This window comes from Zobellella denitrificans, from assembly GCF_002237365.1.
In the GTDB taxonomy this organism is placed as follows: domain Bacteria; phylum Pseudomonadota; class Gammaproteobacteria; order Enterobacterales; family Aeromonadaceae; genus Oceanimonas; species Oceanimonas denitrificans.
In genome coordinates, this window is record NZ_NMUO01000075.1 from 1 (window position 1) to 19843 (window position 19843).

Annotated in this window: 21 protein-coding genes, 2 rRNA genes and 1 riboswitch; of the genes, 16 read left to right on the forward strand and 7 right to left on the reverse strand. The window is 60.7% G+C overall.

Features of this window, described 5'->3' with window-relative positions:
* From CGX12_RS14390 to CGX12_RS14400, 3 genes are all read left to right on the forward strand, one after another.
* Positions 1–96, forward strand: a 23S ribosomal RNA gene (locus tag CGX12_RS14390); the annotation flags it as partial.
* Positions 97–176: 80 nt separating this feature from the next.
* Positions 177–291: ribosomal RNA gene (gene rrf / locus CGX12_RS14395) — 5S ribosomal RNA — on the forward strand.
* A 342-nt stretch (positions 292–633) separates the two neighbouring features.
* Positions 634–2013: a PhoH family protein gene (locus tag CGX12_RS14400; protein WP_094040558.1), complete on the forward strand. Its 1380-nt coding sequence runs from the start codon at positions 634–636 to the stop codon at positions 2011–2013.
* On the opposite strand, the gene thiQ is transcribed toward CGX12_RS14400, so the two are convergent.
* The 3 genes from thiQ to thiB are packed head-to-tail and all read right to left on the reverse strand — an operon-like array spanning position 2010 to position 5273.
* Positions 2010–2705 (reverse strand): thiamine ABC transporter ATP-binding protein, encoded by a 696-nt coding sequence (gene thiQ / locus CGX12_RS14405; protein WP_094040559.1) that lies wholly within the window; start codon positions 2703–2705, stop codon positions 2010–2012. The two genes, CGX12_RS14400 and thiQ, sit on opposite strands and share 4 nt — an antisense overlap.
* The gene (gene thiP, locus CGX12_RS14410; protein WP_094040560.1) at positions 2689–4290 is read right to left on the reverse strand and encodes a thiamine/thiamine pyrophosphate ABC transporter permease; all 1602 of its coding nucleotides are present in this window, start codon (positions 4288–4290) and stop codon (positions 2689–2691) included. The genes thiQ and thiP overlap by 17 nt, the downstream gene beginning before the upstream one ends.
* Complete coding sequence (thiB, locus tag CGX12_RS14415) at positions 4290–5273, reverse strand: thiamine ABC transporter substrate binding subunit (protein WP_094040561.1); 984 nt, start codon at positions 5271–5273, stop codon at positions 4290–4292. The genes thiP and thiB overlap by 1 nt, the downstream gene beginning before the upstream one ends.
* 24 nt (positions 5274–5297) lie before the next feature.
* Positions 5298–5388: riboswitch (TPP riboswitch) on the reverse strand.
* Positions 5389–5444: 56 nt separating this feature from the next.
* Between thiB and CGX12_RS14420 the strand changes: the two genes are divergently transcribed.
* Positions 5445–5735 (forward strand): PilZ domain-containing protein, encoded by a 291-nt coding sequence (locus tag CGX12_RS14420; protein WP_094040562.1) that lies wholly within the window; start codon positions 5445–5447, stop codon positions 5733–5735.
* 75 nt (positions 5736–5810) lie between these two features.
* Complete coding sequence (locus tag CGX12_RS14425; protein ID WP_094040563.1) at positions 5811–6251, forward strand: acyl-CoA thioesterase; 441 nt, start codon at positions 5811–5813, stop codon at positions 6249–6251.
* A gap of 18 nt (positions 6252–6269) precedes the next feature.
* On the opposite strand, the gene leuD is transcribed toward CGX12_RS14425, so the two are convergent.
* From leuD to leuA, 4 genes are read right to left on the reverse strand one after another with little or no spacing between them, the layout of a single operon-like run.
* Positions 6270–6869 carry a 3-isopropylmalate dehydratase small subunit gene (leuD, locus tag CGX12_RS14430; RefSeq protein WP_094040564.1) on the reverse strand — a complete coding sequence of 200 codons (600 nt, stop codon included), beginning with the start codon at positions 6867–6869 and terminating at the stop codon, positions 6270–6272.
* Positions 6870–6879: 10 nt separating this feature from the next.
* Positions 6880–8277, reverse strand: coding sequence for a 3-isopropylmalate dehydratase large subunit (leuC, locus tag CGX12_RS14435; RefSeq protein ID WP_094040565.1), 1398 nt, complete (start codon positions 8275–8277; stop codon positions 6880–6882).
* On the reverse strand, positions 8277–9377 hold the full coding sequence (gene leuB / locus CGX12_RS14440) for a 3-isopropylmalate dehydrogenase (RefSeq protein WP_094040566.1): 1101 nt from the start codon (positions 9375–9377) through the stop codon (positions 8277–8279). The genes leuC and leuB overlap by 1 nt, the downstream gene beginning before the upstream one ends.
* A gap of 2 nt (positions 9378–9379) precedes the next feature.
* Entirely contained in the window at positions 9380–10945 is a 1566-nt protein-coding gene (gene leuA, locus CGX12_RS14445; protein WP_094040567.1) for a 2-isopropylmalate synthase, read from the reverse strand.
* A gap of 789 nt (positions 10946–11734) precedes the next feature.
* On the opposite strand from leuA, the gene CGX12_RS14450 reads away from it, so the two are divergent.
* From CGX12_RS14450 to CGX12_RS14500, 11 genes are all read left to right on the forward strand, one after another.
* On the forward strand, positions 11735–13453 hold the full coding sequence (locus tag CGX12_RS14450) for an acetolactate synthase 3 large subunit (protein ID WP_094040568.1): 1719 nt from the start codon (positions 11735–11737) through the stop codon (positions 13451–13453).
* Complete coding sequence (gene ilvN, locus CGX12_RS14455) at positions 13453–13947, forward strand: acetolactate synthase small subunit (RefSeq protein ID WP_094040569.1); 495 nt, start codon at positions 13453–13455, stop codon at positions 13945–13947. The genes CGX12_RS14450 and ilvN overlap by 1 nt, the downstream gene beginning before the upstream one ends.
* A gap of 111 nt (positions 13948–14058) precedes the next feature.
* The gene (locus tag CGX12_RS14460) at positions 14059–14793 is read left to right on the forward strand and encodes a helix-turn-helix transcriptional regulator (protein WP_094040570.1); all 735 of its coding nucleotides are present in this window, start codon (positions 14059–14061) and stop codon (positions 14791–14793) included.
* Positions 14790–15173, forward strand: coding sequence for a RidA family protein (locus CGX12_RS14465; protein WP_094040571.1), 384 nt, complete (start codon positions 14790–14792; stop codon positions 15171–15173). The genes CGX12_RS14460 and CGX12_RS14465 overlap by 4 nt, the downstream gene beginning before the upstream one ends.
* Positions 15174–15221: 48 nt before the next feature.
* Complete coding sequence (gene tusD, locus CGX12_RS14470; protein WP_094040572.1) at positions 15222–15623, forward strand: sulfurtransferase complex subunit TusD; 402 nt, start codon at positions 15222–15224, stop codon at positions 15621–15623.
* Positions 15623–15979 carry a sulfurtransferase complex subunit TusC gene (gene tusC / locus CGX12_RS14475; RefSeq protein ID WP_094040573.1) on the forward strand — a complete coding sequence of 119 codons (357 nt, stop codon included), beginning with the start codon at positions 15623–15625 and terminating at the stop codon, positions 15977–15979. The genes tusD and tusC overlap by 1 nt, the downstream gene beginning before the upstream one ends.
* Positions 15980–15986: 7 nt before the next feature.
* Positions 15987–16271 (forward strand): sulfurtransferase complex subunit TusB, encoded by a 285-nt coding sequence (gene tusB / locus CGX12_RS14480; RefSeq protein ID WP_094040574.1) that lies wholly within the window; start codon positions 15987–15989, stop codon positions 16269–16271.
* A 132-nt stretch (positions 16272–16403) separates the two neighbouring features.
* Entirely contained in the window at positions 16404–16778 is a 375-nt protein-coding gene (rpsL, locus tag CGX12_RS14485) for a 30S ribosomal protein S12 (protein WP_094040575.1), read from the forward strand.
* Positions 16779–16862: 84 nt separating this feature from the next.
* Positions 16863–17333: a 30S ribosomal protein S7 gene (gene rpsG / locus CGX12_RS14490; RefSeq protein WP_094040576.1), complete on the forward strand. Its 471-nt coding sequence runs from the start codon at positions 16863–16865 to the stop codon at positions 17331–17333.
* Between the two features lie 76 nt (positions 17334–17409).
* Positions 17410–19509: an elongation factor G gene (gene fusA, locus CGX12_RS14495; protein ID WP_094040577.1), complete on the forward strand. Its 2100-nt coding sequence runs from the start codon at positions 17410–17412 to the stop codon at positions 19507–19509.
* Positions 19510–19572: 63 nt separating this feature from the next.
* Positions 19573–19843: GTP-binding protein (locus CGX12_RS14500; protein ID WP_254918276.1), on the forward strand; the 271-nt coding region annotated here is incomplete at its 3' end.

Below are 19843 nucleotides of genomic sequence, written 5' to 3' on the forward strand. Positions count from 1 at the left end.
AAGGGCCGTCCGAGACTAGGACGTAGATAGGCAGGGTGTGGAAGCGTAGCGATACGTGCAGCTAACCTGTACTAATGACCCGTGCGGCTTAACCATACAACACCCAAGAAGTGTGAGACCTTGCGGTTTCAAGAACAAATTCATCGAAGACAGCTTTTCCGGATTAAAGTTTATTGCCTGGCGGCGATAGCGTTGTGGTCCCACCTGACTCCATGCCGAACTCAGAAGTGAAACGCACCCGCGCCGATGATAGTGTGGCAGCTGCCATGTGAAAGTAGGTCACTGCCAGGCACCCAATTGGAAAACCCCGATACGAAAGTGTCGGGGTTTTTTCGTTCCTGCAGGATTTTACCCATCCATCGAACCATTGACTGGCTTCGTAAGGAACCCATTCGATCCGCCAATTACATCCTCCTTCGGTCCTCACTACCGTGAGGCAGTTCACAAAAAGCGCTGGTCTGTTTTCCCGTCTTGTGATTTAGTGAGTCAAGCCTCATGGATGATAAGCATCATAAGCAATCACTTGCCGAGTGTTATAAAACGTCATAGCGTTAAAGTGTAATAAAGCTGTCATTGCACGGTGGTTTAACTGAGCAATGACCATGACAAGGGCCAGGCCCGGGGAGCATGCCTATGGACGGCAACGACCGTAAACGCTTTATTCTGGATACCAACGTACTCCTGCACGAACCCCTCTCCATCTATTCCTTCAAGGAACACAATGTCGTTATACCCATGACGGTGCTCGAAGAGCTGGACCGGATCAAGGACCGGCAGAAGGACGTCAGCCGCGATGCCCGGGTAGCGATTCGCACCCTGGAAGACATCTTTCACGATGCCACCCCGGAGCAGATCCTGGCCGGGGTGCCGCTGGGGCTGAAGGACGACGAGGCCAGCGGTACCATTGCCATTATCTCCGATCGGCATTTACCGGAAGGCTATGCGGTATTCACCGACGACGAGGCCGACAATCGCATCATCAACACCGCGCTCTATCTGCAAAAGCATCATACCGAGGGCATGGCGGTACTGGTGACCAAGGACATCAACATGCGGCTCAAGGCCAAGGGCGCCGGCCTGCAGCATGTGGAGGACTACCGTTCGGACCAGTTGGTGGACGATATCCGACTGTTGTCCAAGGGCTTCTATCGTGTGGAAGACAGCTTCTGGGACAAGGTGGGGGAATGTGAAAGTGAAACCCATGGCCGGGAGGTCATCCATACGGTTGCCGACGAGGTACTGCCGGCGGCCCATATCAACCAGTACCTGATCGACGATACCGACGATTTCGCCGGGCGGGTTCTGAGCAAGGGGGAGGGCAAGGTACGCTTCGTCGATCTGGGGCGGGAGCGGATGATGGGGCGCAAGGCCTGGGGCATTCATCCCAAGAACATCTATCAGGCGATGGCGCTGGATGCCCTGCTGGATCCCCATATCGATCTGGTGATCCTGACCGGCCCCGCCGGTTGCGGCAAGACTCTGCTGGCCATGGCCACCGCCCTGGAAATGACCATCGAGAAGGGTATCTACGACAGGGTCATCGTGACCCGCAATACTCCCGAAATAGCCGAGAGCATCGGCTTCCTGCCCGGCACCGAAGAGGAAAAAATGGCCCCCTGGCTGGGCGCCATCACCGACACCCTGGAAGTGCTGCACAAGCAGGATGAATGCATGGACGGCTCGTTAAGTTACATCATGGGCAAGGCCAATATCCAGTTCAAGTCGGTCAACTTCATGCGTGGGCGCAGCATCCAGAATACCTTCGTGCTGCTGGACGAGTGCCAGAACCTGACCGCATCCCAGCTCAAGACCATTATCACTCGCTGTGGCGAAGGCACCAAGCTGGTGTGTTCGGGCAATTTGGCGCAGATCGATTCCAACTACCTGACCCCGGTGACCTCCGGGCTGACCTACATAGTGGAGCGCTTCAAGGATTTTGAAGGCAGCGCCAACATCTACCTCAACGGCGTGGTGCGCAGCCGCCTGGCCTCCTTCGCCGAGGAAAACCTCTAACGGCCCAGATAGGCCTGCAGCGCCGGGGTGCGGGGGGCTGACAACAGCCCCTTGTCGCCCTGCTCAAGGATGTGGCCGTCGTAAACGAAGGCGATGCGGTCGGCGACCCTGGCCGCCTCATCCGGATGATGGGTAACCAGCAGTACCGTCAGGCCGAGCCTATCGGTCTGTGTCCGCAACAGATCCAGCAACTCGAAGCGCAGGGCCGGGTCCAGGGCGGAAAAGGGCTCATCCAGCAAGAGCACCGGTGTCTGGCGCACCAGGCATCGGGCCAGCCCCACCCTTTGCTGTTGTCCCCCCGACAGGCTCGCCGGCTTGCGCTGGAGCAGGGCCGCTATGCCCACCTGCCGGGCGACCTGTTCCACGTCTTCCCGTTGAGCCGCCGTCAGTTGCAGGGAGGGAGACAGGCCGATGGCGATATTCTGGTAGACCGTCATATGCCAGAACAGGTTGTTGTCCTGGAACAGGGTGGTCATGGGCCTTTGGGCCGGTGGCAGGGGCAGCAAATCCCGGCCGTCGAGGCAGAGCCGCCCCGAGTCGACCCGGGCAAAGCCGGCCACCATGGCCAGCAGGGTCGACTTGCCGGCGCCGCTCGGTCCGATCAGGGCGGTGATTTCCCCTGCCTCGGCCCGGAGAGAAAAACACAGTTCCTGCTCCGGATAGCGGGAGCGTAGCTCATCGAGTACCAGCATCTTTACCTCCCAGCACGCCTTCGATCAGGATGAACAGTCCCAGGCTCAGCAACAGCAGGATCAGCGAGGTGGCCGCCGCTTCCGTCATCTGGTAGTTGCCCAACTGCTGGTACAGCAGCCAGGGCAGGGTTTGCAGATGCTGGCTGCCGAACATGGCGATGGCGCTGAGATCGCCCAGCGACAGCATCATCGCCAGGGCCAGTGCCAGGGCGGCCGGTTTGCGCAGCAGGGGCCACTCCAGCTGTCGGAGCCGGTTCAGCCCTCCTATGTCGAGGCTGGTACAGAGACGGTCATACTGGCGGGCAATCCGCTCCATGGGCTGCTGCAGGGCGCGCAGCCCATAGGGCAGCGCCATCAGGGCGTTGACCAGCAACACCAGCAAGGGACCCAGGGTGAACACATCGAACGAGCCGCGCAGCAGGATAAAGAGCCCGGTGGAGAGCACCACCGCGGGCAGCACCAAGATCACCGAGCCGGTGGCTTCCATCAGCGCCGCTCCTATTCTGTGATGCAGCCTCAGCCTGAGATGACGGCTGCTGCTCAGCAGTCCCAGGGTGAGCAGCACCGACAGCAGGCCGGCGCCACCGGCGATAAGCAGGGAACTGGCCGTGGCCCGCCATAGCAGGGAAGAACTCAAGGCCGTCCACAGACTGGGGTTGAGGCCGCTGACGATGATGGCCAGCAGGGGCGGCAGAAAAAGGACGAGACAAAGGCTCAGTACCAGCAGATCCCAAAGATAGACGCCTCTCCAGTGCCGGTCCGGTCGGGCAGAGAGGAGCTGCCTCTCCGGTGAGTGGAGCACCGGCCTGGTCAACCAGTACTGCAGCAACAGGAAGCCGCTGCAGAACAACAATTGCAGCACGGCCAGCATGCCCGCCAGAGGCAGGTCGAAGTCGAAGCGCAGGGCCTGGTAGATGGCCACCTCCAGGGTGGTGGACCTGGGCCCGCCGCCCAGTGCCATCACGGTGGCGAAGCTGGTAAAGCAGAGCATGAAGATCATGCTGGCCAGCGCGGGCAGGGTGCCGCGCATGGCCGGCCACTCCAGCCAGCGTAACAGCTGCCAGCCGCTGAAGCCGAGCTGGCTGGCCATTCGCCACTGGCTTTGGGGAATGCCTTCGATGGCCTGCAGCAGGATCCGGGCCGCCAGGGGCATGTTGAAGAACACATGGGCCAGCAGGATGCCGGGCAGGCCATAGAGGTAGCTGACGGGCTCCAGGCCGATCAACCCCAGCAACTGGTTGACCCAGCCCTGGCGGCCATGGACGGCGACGATGCCGAATACCACCAGGATCACCGGCAACACCAGCGAGAGCCCGAACAGGCGCAACAGCAGGGTTCGCCCGGGAAAATAACGACGGGACAGGGCCTGGGCCAGGGGAATGGCCAGCAGCAGGCTGAGCAGGGTGGACAGCAAGGCCTGGTAGAAGCTGAACCAGATGACGTGGCGCAGATAAGGATCTGCGAGCACCTTCCCCAGGGACATCTGGCCGCCTTGCAGCAGCAGGGCCCCTATGGGCCCTGCGGTGAGCAGCAGTATGCCGAGCAGGCTGAGGCTGCCCGGCAGCCACCAGTACCGGTTCGGCATCAGCGGGTTACGGCACCCAGCCACTGCCGCAGCCAGCCCTGGCGCTGTTCGGAAACTTCCTCGGCGCTGAAGCTGAGCGGCTGTTCAGGGCTCACCAGGGTATCGAAGCCGGCGGGCAGTTCGACATCGATCACCGGGTACATCCAGTTGCCGGCGGGAATGTGCTGCTGAAAGCCGGGGCTCACCATGAACTGCAGGAAGCGCTCGGCCAGTTCTGGCTGCTGGCTGGTATTGAGCCGGGCGGCTACCTCCACCTGCAGGTAGTGGCCTTCCTCGAAGCCGGCGGCCCGGTACTGGGTCTTCTGCTCCGCTTCTATGTGGTAGGCGGGGGAAGTGGTGTAGGACAGCACCAGATCCGCCTCGCCCTTGAGGAACATGCCGTAGGACTCACTCCAGCCCTTGGTGACGGACACGGTACGCTTGGCCAGGTTCTGCCAGACCTCGGGGGCCTGCTCGCCATAGAGCTTCTGCACCCACAGCATCAGGCCCTGGCCCGGGGTGCTGGTACGCGGATCCTGGTACAGCAGGGTCAGCTCGGGGCGTTCCAGCAGCTCGGCGAAGCTGGCGGGGGGATTGGCGAGGCGCTCGGCGTCGTAGATAAAGGCGAAGTAGCCGTAGTCGAAGGGCAGGAAGACGGAATCGCTCCAGCCGCCGGGCACCTTGAGCCCTTCGAGGGATTGACCGTGCTCGGCCAACAGGCCGGTGTCCTTGGCGGCCTGCAGCAGGTTGTTGTCCAGCCCCAGTACGATGTCGGCCTTGGTATTGGCGCCTTCGAGTCGCAGTCGGTTGAGGATGGAGACCCCATCGTCCAGGGCCACGAACTCGAGATTACAGCCACATTCCGCCTCGAAGGCCTGCTCGATGGCCGGCCCAGGGCCCCAATCGGACGCAAATGAGCTATAGGTATAGATGGTCAGGGTCGGATCTTGCGCCATGGCCTGGCCGGCGGTGAGCAGGGGCAGGGCAATCAGGGCTTTTTTCACAGGGCCACTCCTTGTGGATAGGGTAGGGCCGAGTGCTCAAATCCCTACGCCGGCACGACCCGGATCAGGTGTACGAGTATGATCTCAGCGGCTGGCCGCACCCCGTTCGAGAATGGCCGCTATTGTAGGACCATTCGTTTTGTTAAACCAGTGCTATAAGGAAGAAGGCCTATGCTACCCGCCCATGAAGAACAACGGCTGTACAGCCGCATGCAACTGGATGCCAAGGTGATCCTGGCCACCACCAAGGAAAGGGTGGAGGGGATCTGCCGCAACCTCAGTGCCGAGGGGCTCCTGATGGAAGTCGCCGCCGGCAAGTGCCAACTGGGGCAGGAATGGCGGCTGGTGTTGCCCTCGGTTGACGCTGGCGTGGAGCCCCTGACCGCCACGGCCAGGGTGATCCGGCTCGAACCCGGCGATGGAGTGGACCTGGTGGCCCTGGCATTGAGCGAGGTCCATTGAGGACAGGAGGTTCATTGAATGTCTCCCGGATTGTGGTTAGATTAAAAGCTCTAAACTTGTTCAGGAGGCATCACCATGTCCAGGGACGAACCCCGTTTTCCGGTCAGCGTCGAGATCCCCGTCGCCTGGGGCGAGATGGACGCGCTCAACCACGTCAACAACGTGGTCTATTTCCGGTATTTCGAGACGGTACGCATTGAGTACCTGCGCCGCATCGGCATGCTGGACGTACTGAGTACGGCGGGCGTGGGGCCGGTGCTGGCGGAAACCTCCGCCCGTTACCGCCGGCCGGTGACCTTTCCCGACACCCTGAGGGCCGAGGCCAGGGTCATCGAGCTGGACGAGCACGGCTTTACCATGGAGTACCGTATCCTCAGCCAGGCCCAGCAGACGGTAACGACCGAAGGCTCGGCGCGGGTGGTGATGGTGGATTTCGGGACCGGGCGCAGGGCACCGCTCGGCGAGGCACTGAAGCGGCGGGTGCTGCAGCTGGAAGGAGAAAACAACGCCGGCTAGCGCCGGCGTTGTCGTGGATTACAGCCAGTCCGGCTGCCTGGCCTCGTAGGCGTCGATCTGATCCGCGTGCTGCAGGGTCAGGCCGATATTGTCCAGGCCGTTGAGCAGGCAGTAGCGGCGGAATTCGTCGATCTCGAAGGGGAAAGCGAGTTCGCCGGCGCGCACCTGCTGGGCTTCCAGATCCACGGTGATCTCGGCACCCTTGTCGGCATTGACGTACTGGAACAGGGCTTCCACCTGCTCCTCGCTCAGCCGCACCGGCACCATGCCGTTGTTGATGGCGTTGCCGTAGAAGATGTCGGCGAAGCTCGGCGCTATGATGGCCCTGAGGCCGAAGTCGGCCAGGGCCCAGGGGGCGTGTTCGCGGCTGGAGCCGCAACCGAAGTTTTCCCGGGCCAGCAGGATCACCGCCCGGTCGTAGGGCGCCTGGTTGAGCACGAACTCCGGGTTGGGCTGCTCGCCGGCGTCATCCAGAAACCGCGAGTCGTGGAACAGGTGCTTGCCGAAGCCGGACCGGGTCACCTTCTGCAGGAACTGCTTGGGGATGATCTGATCGGTGTCTACGTTGGCCGCGTCCAGGGGGGCGGCGATACCGGTTAATTGCTTGAATCCGCTCATGGTTTACCCCTTATAAATCCCGGATGTCGACGAAGTGACCGAACACGGCGGCGGCGGCGGCCATGGCCGGGCTCACCAGATGGGTGCGGCCACCGCGGCCCTGGCGGCCTTCGAAGTTGCGGTTGCTGGTGGCGGCACAACGCTCGCCCGGCGCCAGCCGGTCGTTGTTCATGGCCAGGCACATGGAGCAGCCGGGCAGACGCCACTCGAAGCCGGCGTCGATAAAGATTTTATCCAGCCCTTCCGCTTCGGCCTGGGCCTTCACCTGCTGGGAGCCGGGGACCACCAGCGCCTGTACTCCGGCGGCGACCTTGCGGCCACGGGCCACGGCGGCGGCGGCGCGCAGATCCTCGATGCGGCTGTTGGTGCAGGAGCCGATAAACACCTTGTCGATTTGTACGTCGGTCAGCTTGCCACCGGCCTGAATATCCATGTATTGCAGTGCCTTGGCGGCGGACTGGCGCTCGATGGGATCCTCGAAATCGTCCGGGGAGGGGATGGTGCCATCCACCGGCATCACCTGACCCGGGTTGGTGCCCCAGGTCACCTGGGGCGCGATCTCGGCGCCCTCCAGCTCGACCACGGCGTCGAAGACGGCGTCCGTGTCGGACTTCAGGGTGCTCCAGTAGGCGACCGCCGCTTCCCACTGCTCGCCCTCGGGCGCGAAGGGCCGGCCCTTGAGGTAGTCGAAGGTGGTCTGGTCGGGAGCCACCAGGCCGGCCTTGGCGCCGAGTTCGATGGCCATGTTGCAGATGGTCATGCGCGCTTCCATCGACAGGGACTCGATCACCTGGCCGCAGAATTCCACCACATAGCCGGTGCCGCCGGCGTGGCCGACCTTGCCGATGATGGCCAGCACCACGTCCTTGGCGCTGATGCCCGGCTTGAGTGCGCCGTTGACCTGGATTTTCATGGTTTTGGCCCGGCCCTGCTTCAGGGTCTGGGTGGCCATGACGTGTTCCACCTCGGAGGTGCCGATGCCGAAGGCCAGGGCACCGAAGGCGCCGTGGGTGGCGGTGTGGGAGTCGCCGCAGACGATGGTGGTGCCGGGCAGGGTCAGCCCCAGCTCGGGACCGATCACGTGCACTATGCCCTGGTACTTGTGGTGCAGGTCATAGAGCGGCACGCCGAACTCTTCGCAGTTTTTGGCCAGGGTTTCCATCTGGATGCGGGCCATCTCGCCGGAAGCGGCGATGTCGTTGGTCTGGGTGGAGACGTTGTGATCCATGGTCGCCCAGGTGCGGTCCGGGCGGCGCAGCTTGCGGCCCTTTTCGCGCAGGCCGTCGAAGGCCTGGGGCGAGGTGACTTCGTGCACCAGGTGGCGGTCGATATAGAGCAGCGGGGTTTCGCCGGCTTCATCGCGTACCAGGTGGGCGTCGAAAACTTTCTGATAGAGGGTCTTGGCCATTAGTTTGCTCTCCTGATGCGCGCGACTATCTGCTCACCCATTTGACTGGTGCTCTGTACCGGATGTTCGGCAGCGGCACTGTAAAGATCACCGGTGAAGTAGCCGGCGGCCAGGGTTTCGCTCACGGCTCGCTCGATGGCCTGGGCGGCCTCTTCCTGTTTGAAGCTGTAACGCAGCATCAGGGCGGCGGAGAGGATCTGGGCGATGGGGTTGGCGATATTCTTGCCGGCGATATCCGGGGCGGTGCCGCCGGCCGGCTCGTACAGGCCAAAGCCCTTGTCGTTCAGGCTGACCGAGGGCAGCAGGCCCATGGAGCCGGTGATCATCGCCATCTCGTCGGAGATGATGTCGCCGAACAGGTTGGAGCACAGCAGCACGTCGAACTGGGACGGATCCTTGATCAGCTGCATGGTGGCGTTGTCGATGTAGATGTGGTTCAGGGTCACGTCCGGGTATTCCCTGGCCACTTCGATCACCACTTCCCGCCACAGGATGGAGGCCTGCAGCACGTTGGCCTTGTCCACCGAGGTGACCAGGCCGCGACGGCCGCGGGCCGCCTCGAACGCCAGCCGGGCGATGCGTTCGATCTCGTAACGGTGATAGACCTCGGTGTCGAACGCCTTCTCTTCGGGGCCGGAGCCTTCCCGGCCCTTGGGCTGGCCGAAGTAGATGCCGCCGGTCAGCTCGCGCATGCACAGGATGTCGAAGCCGCGGGCGCTGATGTCGGCGCGCAGCGGCGAGAAGCCTTCCAGGCCCTGGTAGATCTTGGCGGGGCGCATATTGCAGAACAGCTTGAAGTGGCCGCGCAGGGGCAGCAGGGCACCGCGCTCGGGCTGCTCGTTGGGAGGCAGCTTTTCCCACTTGGGACCGCCAACCGAGCCGAACAGGATGGCGTCGGCGGCTTCACAGCCGGCCAGGGTCGCCGCCGGCAGCGGAGTGCCGTGGTTGTCGATGGCGATGCCGCCCACGTCATGGTGGCTCAGCTCCAGGCTGAAACCGAACTCGGCCTGTACCTTGTCCAGCCCCTTGAGGGCTTGCGCCATCACCTCGGGACCGATGCCGTCGCCCGGCAAGACGGCGACCTTGTAGCTTGCACTCATACTCACACTGTCTCCATACGAATTTTCTTTTGGATTTCTTCTTTCATCTCGGCCACCTGCTCGGCCCGGTAGATGCTGTTGATCACGTGCACCAGCGCCTGGGCGGAGGACTCGACGATGTCGGTGGCCAGGCCCATGCCGTGGAACTTGCGGCCCTTGTATTCGGCGACGATGTCCACCTGGCCCAGCGCATCCTTGCCTTCGCCCTTGCTCTTGAGCTCGTACTTGTCGATGCGGATGTCGTAGCCGGTGATGCGATTGATGCACTGATATACCGCGTCCACCGGACCGTTGCCGACGGCGGCCTCGTCGACCACCTGCTCGCCCACCTGCATGCGTACGCTGGCGGTGGACATCACGTTGCTGCCGGACTGCACGCTCAGGTATTTGAGCTTGAACTGCTCCGGCTCTTCGTGGATCTGGCTGAAGAACACCAGCGCCTCGAGATCGTAGTCGAACACCTGTCCCTTGCGATCCGCCAGGGCGAGGAAGCTCTGGTACAGGCTGTCGAGATCGTAGTCCTGCTCGGTGTAGCCCATCTCGGCCATGCGGTGCTTGATCACGTGGCGGCCGGAGCGGGAGGTCAGGTTGAGCTGGTTCTTGGGCAGGCCGATGCTCTCGGGGGTGATGATCTCGTAGGTGTTCTTGTTCTTCAGCACCCCGTCCTGATGAATGCCGGAGGAGTGGGCGAAGGCGTTGGCGCCGACGATGGCCTTGTTGGGCTGTACCGGCATGTTGCACAGGTTGCGCACCAGCTGGCTGGTCCGGTAGATTTCCTGGTGCTTGATGTTGGTGTGCACCCCGAGCAGTTCGCCCCGGGTTTTCATGACCATGGCCACTTCTTCCAGCGAGCAGTTGCCGGCCCGCTCGCCGATGCCGTTGATGGTGCACTCGATCTGGCGCGCACCCTGCTGCACCGCGGCGATGGAGTTGGCCACCGACATGCCGAGGTCGTCGTGGCAGTGCACGGAAATCACCGCCTGGTGAATGTTGGGCACCCGTTCAAACAGGGTTTTGATAATGCCGCCAAACTCGCTGGGTACGGTGTAACCCACGGTGTCGGGAATATTGACGGTGCGGGCGCCGGCCTTGATGACGGCCTCGACCATGCGGCACAGGTTGTCGATGGGGGTGCGGCCGGCGTCTTCACAGGAAAACTCCACATCGTCCGTATAGCCACGAGCGTGCTTGACCGCGGCGACGCTCATTTCCACCACCGAGTCGAAATCCTTGCGCAGCTTGCTCTGCACATGGATGTCGGAGGTGGAGATAAAGGTGTGGATACGGAACTGGTCCGCCACCCGCAGGGCTTCGCCGGCGGCGTCGATATCGGCCTTGAGGGCGCGGGACAGGGCGCAGACCCGGCTGTTCTTGATATGGCGGGCGATGGTCTGCACCGACTCGAAGTCGCCGGGGGAGGAGATGGGGAAGCCGACTTCCATCACGTCCACCCCGAGGCGCTCGAGGGCCAGGGCGATCTGCAGTTTTTCCTTGACCGTCAGGCTGGCGGAAAGCGCCTGCTCGCCGTCCCGCAAGGTGGTATCGAATATAATGACTTGGCTCGACATGTCGCTTCCCCTCTGTTGATCCGTGCCGCCCGCGACAGATATAAAAAACCCGTGCGGATGGCACGGGTTTTAACTTGAATATATGGATGATGAATTCCAGCTACGCCCAACCCGTGCGCTTGTGCACCTCTAGAGTTAGTAGTAGTAGCTGAATGCGCTTTTGCATATCACTCATCACCGAAAGAAGAATCCGTTAACAACGCTATACCAATAACGGGAATCGGCGCGGCTGTCAATCGCCGGCTGCCGCGATGGGATAAATATTGGTGGTCGATAAGGCGATAAATTGGGTGGTTGATGGGGTTTTGTGTTGATTAAGTTTCTGATGATGTTTTTTTTGTCTGTTATTTTGGGATTTTGCGATTAAATCGTCATTCTTCCCTTGGGGGCGTTTTTTCGCTCCCGGGGACAAGGCCTGGCCGCCCTCGGCGAAGGCCGGGCGGCGGGAGAGTCGCGGTCGAGCGTTGCCCAACCGGGAGCGAGTGACCCGTGGCCCTCCTGCATGGCCGGAACTGGTTCCGTTTTTTCGTCGTGAAAACTGATATAAAGTTCCCCTCTGTCGAGGCGGGCGGGCGTTGTACAAAGCCATAGACAAGTGATTTAAAGCAGGTTAAGGTGATTTTTCATCCCTTTTCTGCTTATTTGTAGCCTAGCTAGCAGAAGTGTTTGTTTTATAAAGATAAAAAGCTGCTCGCTTTGTCATATTGCGATATGCCAGCCGGGCCAGGCTGTAAATATCGACAGGGGAGAGTGGCAAACGTGAACGGAGCAGAGCCTGGAGGGCTTACCATGGAGATGTTATCAGGCGCGGAAATGGTGGTACGAGCGCTGGAAGACCAGGGGATCGAGCATATCTTCGGTTATCCTGGCGGTTCGGTGCTGGATATCTATGACGCCTTATTCGAAAACAGCAAGATTGAGCATGTGCTGGTGCGCCACGAGCAGGCGGCCGTGCATATGGCCGACGGTTATACCCGCGCCACCGGCAAGGTCGGCACCGTGCTGGTCACCTCGGGCCCGGGAGCGACCAACTGCATCACCGGCATCGCCACCGCCTACATGGATTCGATCCCCATGGTGATCCTGTCCGGCCAGGTTCCGACCAACTATATCGGCGACGATGCCTTCCAGGAGACCGACATGATCGGTATTTCCCGGCCCATCGTGAAGCACAGCTTCCTGTGCAAGAAGGCCACCGATATCCCGCTGGCCATCAAGAAAGCCTATTACATAGCGGCGACCGGTCGGCCCGGCCCGGTGGTGGTCGACCTGCCGAAAGACGTGCAGAACCCGAGGGAAAAGCATCCCTACGTGTACCCCAGCTCGGTGGAAATGCGTTCCTACAATCCCACCGGTGTCGGTCACAAGGGCCAGATCAAGAAGGCCATGAAGGCCCTGGCAGAGGCCAAGCGGCCGGTCATGTATGTGGGCGGAGGGGCCGTCACCGCCGAGGCCAGCGCCCTGGTGGTCCAGTTGGCCGAAATGTTCAACCTGCCGGTGACCAATACCCTGATGGGCCTGGGCAGCATGCCCGGCACCCACAAGCAGTTCGTCGGCATGCTGGGCATGCATGGCACCTATGAAGCCAACAAGACCATGCATAACTCGGATCTGATCCTGGCCATCGGTGCCCGTTTCGACGACCGGGTGACCAACAACGTGGCCAAGTTCTGCCCCCATGCCACCATAGTGCATGTGGACGTGGACCCCACCTCCATCTCCAAGACCATCCAGGCCCATATTCCCATCGTGGGCTCGGCCGATACGGTGCTGGCGCAGATGCTGGACGCCATCCGCGAGCTGGGGCTCAAGCCCGACAGCCAGGCCATGAGCGACTGGTGGACCCAGATTGAGCAATGGCGGGACCGCCAGTGCCTGCGTTACGAGAAGAGCGACAAGTACATCAAACCCCAGCAGGTGATCGAGTCGGTGTACCGCATCACCAAGGGCGAGGCCATGGTCAGCTCCGACGTGGGCCAGCACCAGATGTTTGCCGCCCTTTACTATCCCTTCGACAAGCCGCGCCAGTGGATCAACTCCGGTGGCCTCGGCACCATGGGCTTCGGCCTGCCGGCTGCGATGGGGGCCAAGATGGCGCGGCCGGATGCCGTTTCCGTCTGCGTGACCGGCGACGGCTCCATTCAGATGAACATTCAGGAACTCTCCACCTGCATGCAGTACAACATTCCGGTGAAGATCATTTCCATGAACAACCAGGCCCTCGGCATGGTGAAGCAATGGCAGAAGATGTTCTATGAAGGGCGGCAGAGCCACTCCTACATGGACTCCCTGCCCGATTTCGTCAAGCTGGCCGAGGCCTATGGCCATGTGGGCATGCGGGTGACCGATCCGGCCGAGCTGGATGCGGCGCTGGAGAAATGCTTCTCCCTCACCGACAAGCTGGTGTTTATGGATATCCAGATCGATCCGGAAGAGCATGTCTACCCCATGCAGATCAAGACCGGCGCCATGGATGAAATGTGGTTAAGCAAAACGGAGAGAACCTGATGCGGCGAATCATATCCCTGTTGCTGGAGAACGAATCCGGAGCCCTGAGCCGGGTGGTGGGGTTGTTCTCCCAGCGGGCCTACAATATCGAGACCCTGACGGTGGCCCCCACCGAGGATCCTACCCTGTCGCGCATGACCATAGTGACCACGGGGGATGACCGGGTCCTGGAGCAGATCACCAAGCAGCTGAACAAGCTGGTGGACGTGCTCAAGGTGAGCGACCTGACCGACGGCGATCATATCGAACGGGAAATCGTGCTGGTCAAGGTGCGGGCCGACGGCGCCAACCGGGACGAAGTTAAGCGCACCGCCGATATCTTCCGGGGCCAGATCGTCGACGTGACCCCGCACCTCTATACGGTGCAGTTGGTGGGTACCAGCGACAAGCTGGACGCCTTTATCCGCAACATGAGCGAAACCACCGAGGTGGTGGAGGTAGTGCGCAGCGGAGTTTGTGGCGTGTCTCGCGGGGAAAAAGCCCTGCGCGCCTGAAGCTGAAAGCAGAAAACCGCCTGCGGGCGGTTTTTTTACGTCTTCAAAAAAAGTTGACATCTGGCATCATGGGTTGAAAATCGGAGCCAGATGTTTGGGTGGGAGCCAGAGATGCCAGCGGAAAGTGGGACAGCCCGTTCCCTCAAGAAGAGTGCGGCCAAGCGTGCGTTCAGCCAGCAGGATCGGCAACTGCTGGCCGGCTACGCCGCCATGGTGGACGGCCTGGCCGAGATGTTCGGCAAGCACTGCGAAGTGGTGTTGCACTCGCTGGAGGATCTGGAGTGCTCGGTGATCAAGATTGCCAACGGCTTCAACACCGGCCGTACCCAGGGCGCGCCCATCACCGATCTGGCGCTGCGCCTGCTGCCGGAGCTGGAACAGCAGGGGTTGAGCCACAGCCAGGCCTATTTCACCCAGAGCCGGCTGGGCTCGCCGATGAAGTCCTCGACCCTGGCCTTGCGCAACCTGCAGGGAGACATCATCGGCCTGCTGTGCATCAATCTGCACCTGGGGGCGCCCTTTCATGAATTCATGGCCGACTTCCTGCCCAAGGCCACCGAGCTGACGGAAGTCTCGCCGGAGAACTTCAGCAACAACGTGGAAGAGCTGGTGACCCTGACGGTGGAGCGGACCATCGAGGAGATCAATGCCGACCCGGAAGTGGCCAACAACGCCAAGAACAAGCAGATCGTCACCACGCTCTACGAGAAAGGCATTTTCGACATCAAGGACGCCATCGCCATGGTGTCGAACAAACTGAATATATCCAAACACACCGTCTATCTTTATATTCGGCAAAAAAAACGCGATGACGAAGAACCATCGCCCAACCAGGAGTACCCATGACTAAAACCGTAATCGCCACCGACAAGGCCCCCGCCGCCATCGGCCCCTATGTGCAGGCCACCCGTATCGGCAACATGGTCTATACCTCCGGTCAGATCCCCCTGGATCCGGTCACCATGGATATCGTCGAAGGCGGCATCGAAGCCCAGACCAAGCAGGTGATGGACAACCTGATGGCGGTACTGGAAGAAGCCGGCGCCAGCGCTTCCTCCGTGCTGAAAACCACCTGTTTCCTGTCCGACATGAACAACTTCCTGGCCTTTAACGAAGTTTATGCCAGCTATTTCGTGGCCGGCGCCCCGGCCCGCTCCTGCGTGGAAGTGGCCCGTCTGCCCAAGGACGTGCTGGTCGAAGTCGAGGCCGTGGCCTACGTCGAGTAAGTCTCCGCGGGGCGATTCTCGTCGCCCCGTTTTTGTCCGGATCCGCCGATGAACCCTTCTCCTCTTCGTTTTGCCCTGCTGGTCACCGGGCCCTGCTACGGTACCCAGTCCGCCGCCGACGCCTATCGTTTCGCCCGGGCCCTGCTGCAGCAGGGGCATGTTATCGACAATGTCTTCTTCTATCAGGACGGGGTGCACAACGGCAGCCTGCTGATCCAGCCGGCCGGGGATGAGGTTGACCTGCACCGGGCCTGGGTCGAACTGGCCGAAGAGCAGGGGCTGGCGCTCGACCTTTGCGTGGCGGCGGCGCTGCGCCGCGGACTCAGCGACCAGGCCTCCTCGCAACAGGCCGGGCTGGCGCAGTGGAACGTGGTGGCGCCTTTTCGCCTCAGCGGCCTGGGAGAGCTGGCGCAGGCTTCCTTGAGCGCCGACAGGGTGGTGCAATTCTGATGAACCGAATCGCCTTTGTCTTTCGTACCTCGCCCCATGGCTCGGCCTCCGGCCGGGAAGGGCTGGACGCAGTCCTGGCCACCTCGGCCCTGAGCGAGGATATCGCGGTATTTTTTATCGGCGATGGTGTCTACCAGCTGCTGGCGGGGCAGGATCCCGCCGCCGTGCTGGGCCGCCATCATGCGCCGACCTTCGGTCTGCTCGAGTTGTACGATATCGAGACGGTCTATGTCTGCGCCGAGTCGCTGGCGGAGCGTGGGCTGAACGGGGCCGAGCTGGTCATTGAGGCCAGCGCGCTGGCGCTGCCCGAGCTGAAGCAGCAACTGGCCGGTTACGACGTGCGACTGCGTTTTTGAGGTGACTATGCTGCATACGGTCAAGGACTCCCCGCTGAACCATCACACCCTGGCCCAGGCCCTGCGCTATATGGAGGCCGGAGATCGGCTATTGTTATGGCAGGATGCCGTCATCGCGGTGGCGGCGCCGGCCTGGCAGGCACGACTGCAACCTTTGGCCGAGGCCGGTGGTCTATATGTGATGCAGGAGGATCTGCAGGCCAGGGGGCTGCACGCCGCCCTGGGACAACCCCTGACCATGGCGGAGCTGGTGGCGCTGGTGGCGGAGCTGGGCAGTCCCCAGGCCTGGTGAGGCGGGGTAGAAATCACCGACAGGAATTGTATAAATCTTGACTCAAAAACGAGGCAAGCATAGAATTTTGCGTCCCCGCTTTCGGGGATGGATTTTTCACAACTGTAGAACGATATTTTTCAGGAGCTGTTAATGGCAACAATTAACCAGCTGGTGCGCAAACCGCGTCAAAAGAACGTAGCCAAGAGCAACGTTCCGGCGCTGGAAGCTTGCCCGCAAAAGCGCGGCGTATGCACCCGCGTGTACACCACCACCCCGAAGAAGCCGAACTCCGCACTGCGTAAGGTGTGCCGTGTTCGTCTGACCAACGGTTTCGAGGTGAACTCCTACATCGGTGGTGAAGGTCACAACCTGCAAGAGCACTCCGTGGTGCTGATCCGCGGTGGCCGTGTTAAAGATTTGCCCGGTGTTCGTTACCACACCGTGCGTGGCGCACTGGACACCTCTGGTGTTTCCGCTCGTCGCCAAGGCCGTTCCAAGTACGGCGCCAAGAAGCCCAAGGCTTAATGGTTCTCCGTTAAGTAAGGCCAAACATTTTATTTTTTAACCTGTTTTGTTTTGGGTTATCCCTGAAGTTACGGAGAGTTTGCAATGCCAAGACGTCGCGTAATCGGCCAGCGTAAAATCCTGCCGGATCCCAAGTTCGGATCCGAACTGCTGGCGAAGTTCGTAAACGTAGTAATGGTAGACGGTAAGAAATCTACCTCTGAAAATATTGTTTACGGTGCTTTGGACATCGTTGCTGCCAAAACCAGCAAGGAGCACCTGGCTCTGTTCGAAGAAGCCCTGGACAACGTTCGTCCTACTGTTGAAGTTAAATCCCGCCGGGTGGGTGGTTCTACCTACCAGGTTCCGGTTGAAGTACGCCCCGTGCGTCGTAATGCCCTGGCCATGCGCTGGCTGGTAGACGCCGCCCGTAAGCGTGGTGAAAAATCCATGGCTCAGCGTCTGGCTGGCGAGCTGCTGGATGCCGCTGAAAACAAAGGCTCTGCGGTCAAGAAGCGTGAAGACGTGCACCGTATGGCCGAAGCCAACAAAGCGTTCGCACACTATCGCTGGTAATTGGACGGGCGCGGTCAAGGCCGCGCCTCTTCGGTTGCTGACTAAGGACAGTTGACCTTAGCAAGAGGATATCATTGTGGCTCGTACAACCCCAATTGAGCGCTATCGTAACATCGGTATCAGCGCTCACATCGACGCCGGTAAGACGACGACTACCGAGCGTATTCTGTTCTACACCGGTGTAAACCACAAGATCGGTGAAGTGCATGATGGTGCTGCCACCATGGACTGGATGGAGCAGGAGCAGGAGCGTGGTATTACCATTACCTCTGCCGCTACCACCTGTTTCTGGGACGGTATGGCGCACCAGTATCCCCAGCACCGTATCAACATCATCGATACCCCTGGACACGTTGACTTTACCATCGAAGTGGAACGCTCCATGCGGGTGCTCGATGGTGCCGTCATGGTGTACTGCGCGGTGGGTGGCGTTCAGCCCCAGTCCGAAACCGTGTGGCGCCAGGCCAATAAGTATCACGTACCGCGTATCGCCTTCGTCAACAAGATGGACCGTACCGGTGCCAACTTCCTGCGCGTGGTGTCCCAGATCCAGAGCCGCCTGAAAGGCGTTCCGGTACCGGTACAACTGCCGATCGGCGCCGAAGAGGGCTTCCGTGGCGTGGTCGACCTGGTCAAGATGAAAGCCATCGACTGGAACGACGACGACAACGGCACCAGCTTTGAATACCACGACATTCCTGCAGAGATGCAGGAACTGGCCGAAGAGTGGCACCAGAACCTGGTGGAAGCCGCCGCCGAAGCCAATGAAGAGCTGATGGAGAAGTACCTGGAAGAAGGCGCACTGAGCGAGGAAGAGATCAAGTCCGCGCTGCGCAGCCGGGTGCTGAACAACGAAGTCATTCTGGTGACCTGTGGTTCCGCGTTCAAGAACAAGGGCGTACAGGCCATGCTGGACGTGGTGGTCGACTACCTGCCGTCGCCGGTGGAAGTACCGGCCATCGCCGGTGTGAAGGAAGACGGTGAAACGCCGGACAGCCGTACCGCCGACGATGCCGCACCTTTCGCCGCCCTGGCGTTCAAGATAGCGACCGACCCCTTTGTGGGTAACCTGACCTTCTTCCGTGTCTACTCCGGTGTGATCAACTCCGGCGACACCGTGCTGAACTCCGTCAAGGGCAAGCGCGAGCGTTTCGGCCGTATCGTACAGATGCACGCCAACAAGCGGGAAGAGATCAAGGAAGTGCGCGCCGGTGACATCGCCGCCGCCATCGGTCTGAAAGACGTGACCACCGGTGACACCCTGTGTGCCCAGGACGCGCCTATCATTCTCGAGCGGATGGAGTTCCCCGAGCCGGTTATCTCCGTGGCCGTCGAGCCGAGAACCAAGGCAGACCAGGAAAAAATGGGCCTGGCCCTGGGCCGTCTGGCGCAGGAAGACCCGTCTTTCCGCGTGTGGACCGATGAAGAATCCGGTCAGACCATTATCGCCGGTATGGGCGAGCTGCACCTGGACATCATCGTCGACCGTATGAAGCGTGAATTCAAGGTGGAAGCCAACGTGGGCAAACCCCAGGTGGCCTACCGCGAAACCATCCGTGGCTCCGTGGAGCAGGAAGGCAAGTTCGTGCGTCAGTCCGGTGGTCGTGGTCAGTTCGGTCACGTCTGGATCAAGATCGAGCCGCAAGAAGCCGGTGCCGGCTACAAGTTCGAGAACGCCGTTGTCGGTGGTGTGATTCCGAAGGAATACATCCCCGCCGTTGACAAGGGTATTCAAGAGCAGATGAAGCAGGGCGTTCTGGCCGGTTATCCGATCGAAGACATCAAGATCACCCTGTACGATGGTTCCTACCACGATGTTGACTCTTCTGAAATGGCCTTTAAGATCGCCGGATCCATGGCGTTCAAGGCCGGTTTCATGAAGTGCAACCCGGCGCTGCTTGAGCCGATGATGAAGGTTGAAGTAGAAACGCCGGAAGAGTACATGGGTGATGTGATCGGTGATGTTAACCGTCGTCGCGGCATCATCGAAGGCATGGAAGACGGCCCTACCGGCAAGATAGTCAATGCCCTGGTACCGCTGTCCGAAATGTTCGGCTATGCCACCGACCTGCGTTCTCAGACTCAGGGCCGTGCTTCTTACTCCATGGAGTTTGCCAAGTACGCCGAAGTGCCTGCGAACATGGCAGAGGCGGTTATCGCTTCTCGCAGAGGTTAATTAATTTTTGTTTTAACTCCCCACCCGCCCTGCGGGTGGGATCAAACTAGGAAGGACTAGGTCGTGTCTAAAGAAAAATTTGAACGTACAAAACCGCACGTCAACGTCGGTACCATCGGCCACGTTGACCATGGTAAAACCACTCTGACTGCTGCCATCACCAACGTGCTGGCCAAGAAATTCGGCGGCGCCGCCCGTGCCTTCGACCAGATCGACAACGCTCCGGAAGAAAAAGCCCGTGGTATCACCATCGCCGCTTCCCACGTCGAGTATGACACCGAAATCCGTCACTACGCGCACGTTGACTGCCCCGGCCACGCCGACTACGTGAAAA

Coding starts and splice junctions, on each gene's coding strand:
- CGX12_RS14450 (WP_094040568.1), top strand. CDS start 11,735: ATGGAGATGTTATCAGGCGCGGAAATGGTGGTACGAGCGCTGGAAGAC.
- CGX12_RS14400 (WP_094040558.1), top strand. CDS start 634: ATGGACGGCAACGACCGTAAACGCTTTATTCTGGATACCAACGTACTC.
- thiQ (WP_094040559.1), bottom strand. CDS start 2,705: ATGCTGGTACTCGATGAGCTACGCTCCCGCTATCCGGAGCAGGAACTG.
- thiP (WP_094040560.1), bottom strand. CDS start 4,290: ATGCCGAACCGGTACTGGTGGCTGCCGGGCAGCCTCAGCCTGCTCGGC.
- CGX12_RS14465 (WP_094040571.1), top strand. CDS start 14,790: ATGACTAAAACCGTAATCGCCACCGACAAGGCCCCCGCCGCCATCGGC.
- leuC (WP_094040565.1), bottom strand. CDS start 8,277: ATGGCCAAGACCCTCTATCAGAAAGTTTTCGACGCCCACCTGGTACGC.
- tusC (WP_094040573.1), top strand. CDS start 15,623: ATGAACCGAATCGCCTTTGTCTTTCGTACCTCGCCCCATGGCTCGGCC.
- leuA (WP_094040567.1), bottom strand. CDS start 10,945: ATGTCGAGCCAAGTCATTATATTCGATACCACCTTGCGGGACGGCGAG.
- leuB (WP_094040566.1), bottom strand. CDS start 9,377: ATGAGTGCAAGCTACAAGGTCGCCGTCTTGCCGGGCGACGGCATCGGT.
- ilvN (WP_094040569.1), top strand. CDS start 13,453: ATGCGGCGAATCATATCCCTGTTGCTGGAGAACGAATCCGGAGCCCTG.
- CGX12_RS14425 (WP_094040563.1), top strand. CDS start 5,811: ATGTCCAGGGACGAACCCCGTTTTCCGGTCAGCGTCGAGATCCCCGTC.
- tusB (WP_094040574.1), top strand. CDS start 15,987: ATGCTGCATACGGTCAAGGACTCCCCGCTGAACCATCACACCCTGGCC.
- CGX12_RS14460 (WP_094040570.1), top strand. CDS start 14,059: ATGCCAGCGGAAAGTGGGACAGCCCGTTCCCTCAAGAAGAGTGCGGCC.
- CGX12_RS14420 (WP_094040562.1), top strand. CDS start 5,445: ATGCTACCCGCCCATGAAGAACAACGGCTGTACAGCCGCATGCAACTG.
- tusD (WP_094040572.1), top strand. CDS start 15,222: ATGAACCCTTCTCCTCTTCGTTTTGCCCTGCTGGTCACCGGGCCCTGC.
- rpsL (WP_094040575.1), top strand. CDS start 16,404: ATGGCAACAATTAACCAGCTGGTGCGCAAACCGCGTCAAAAGAACGTA.
- leuD (WP_094040564.1), bottom strand. CDS start 6,869: ATGAGCGGATTCAAGCAATTAACCGGTATCGCCGCCCCCCTGGACGCG.
- rpsG (WP_094040576.1), top strand. CDS start 16,863: ATGCCAAGACGTCGCGTAATCGGCCAGCGTAAAATCCTGCCGGATCCC.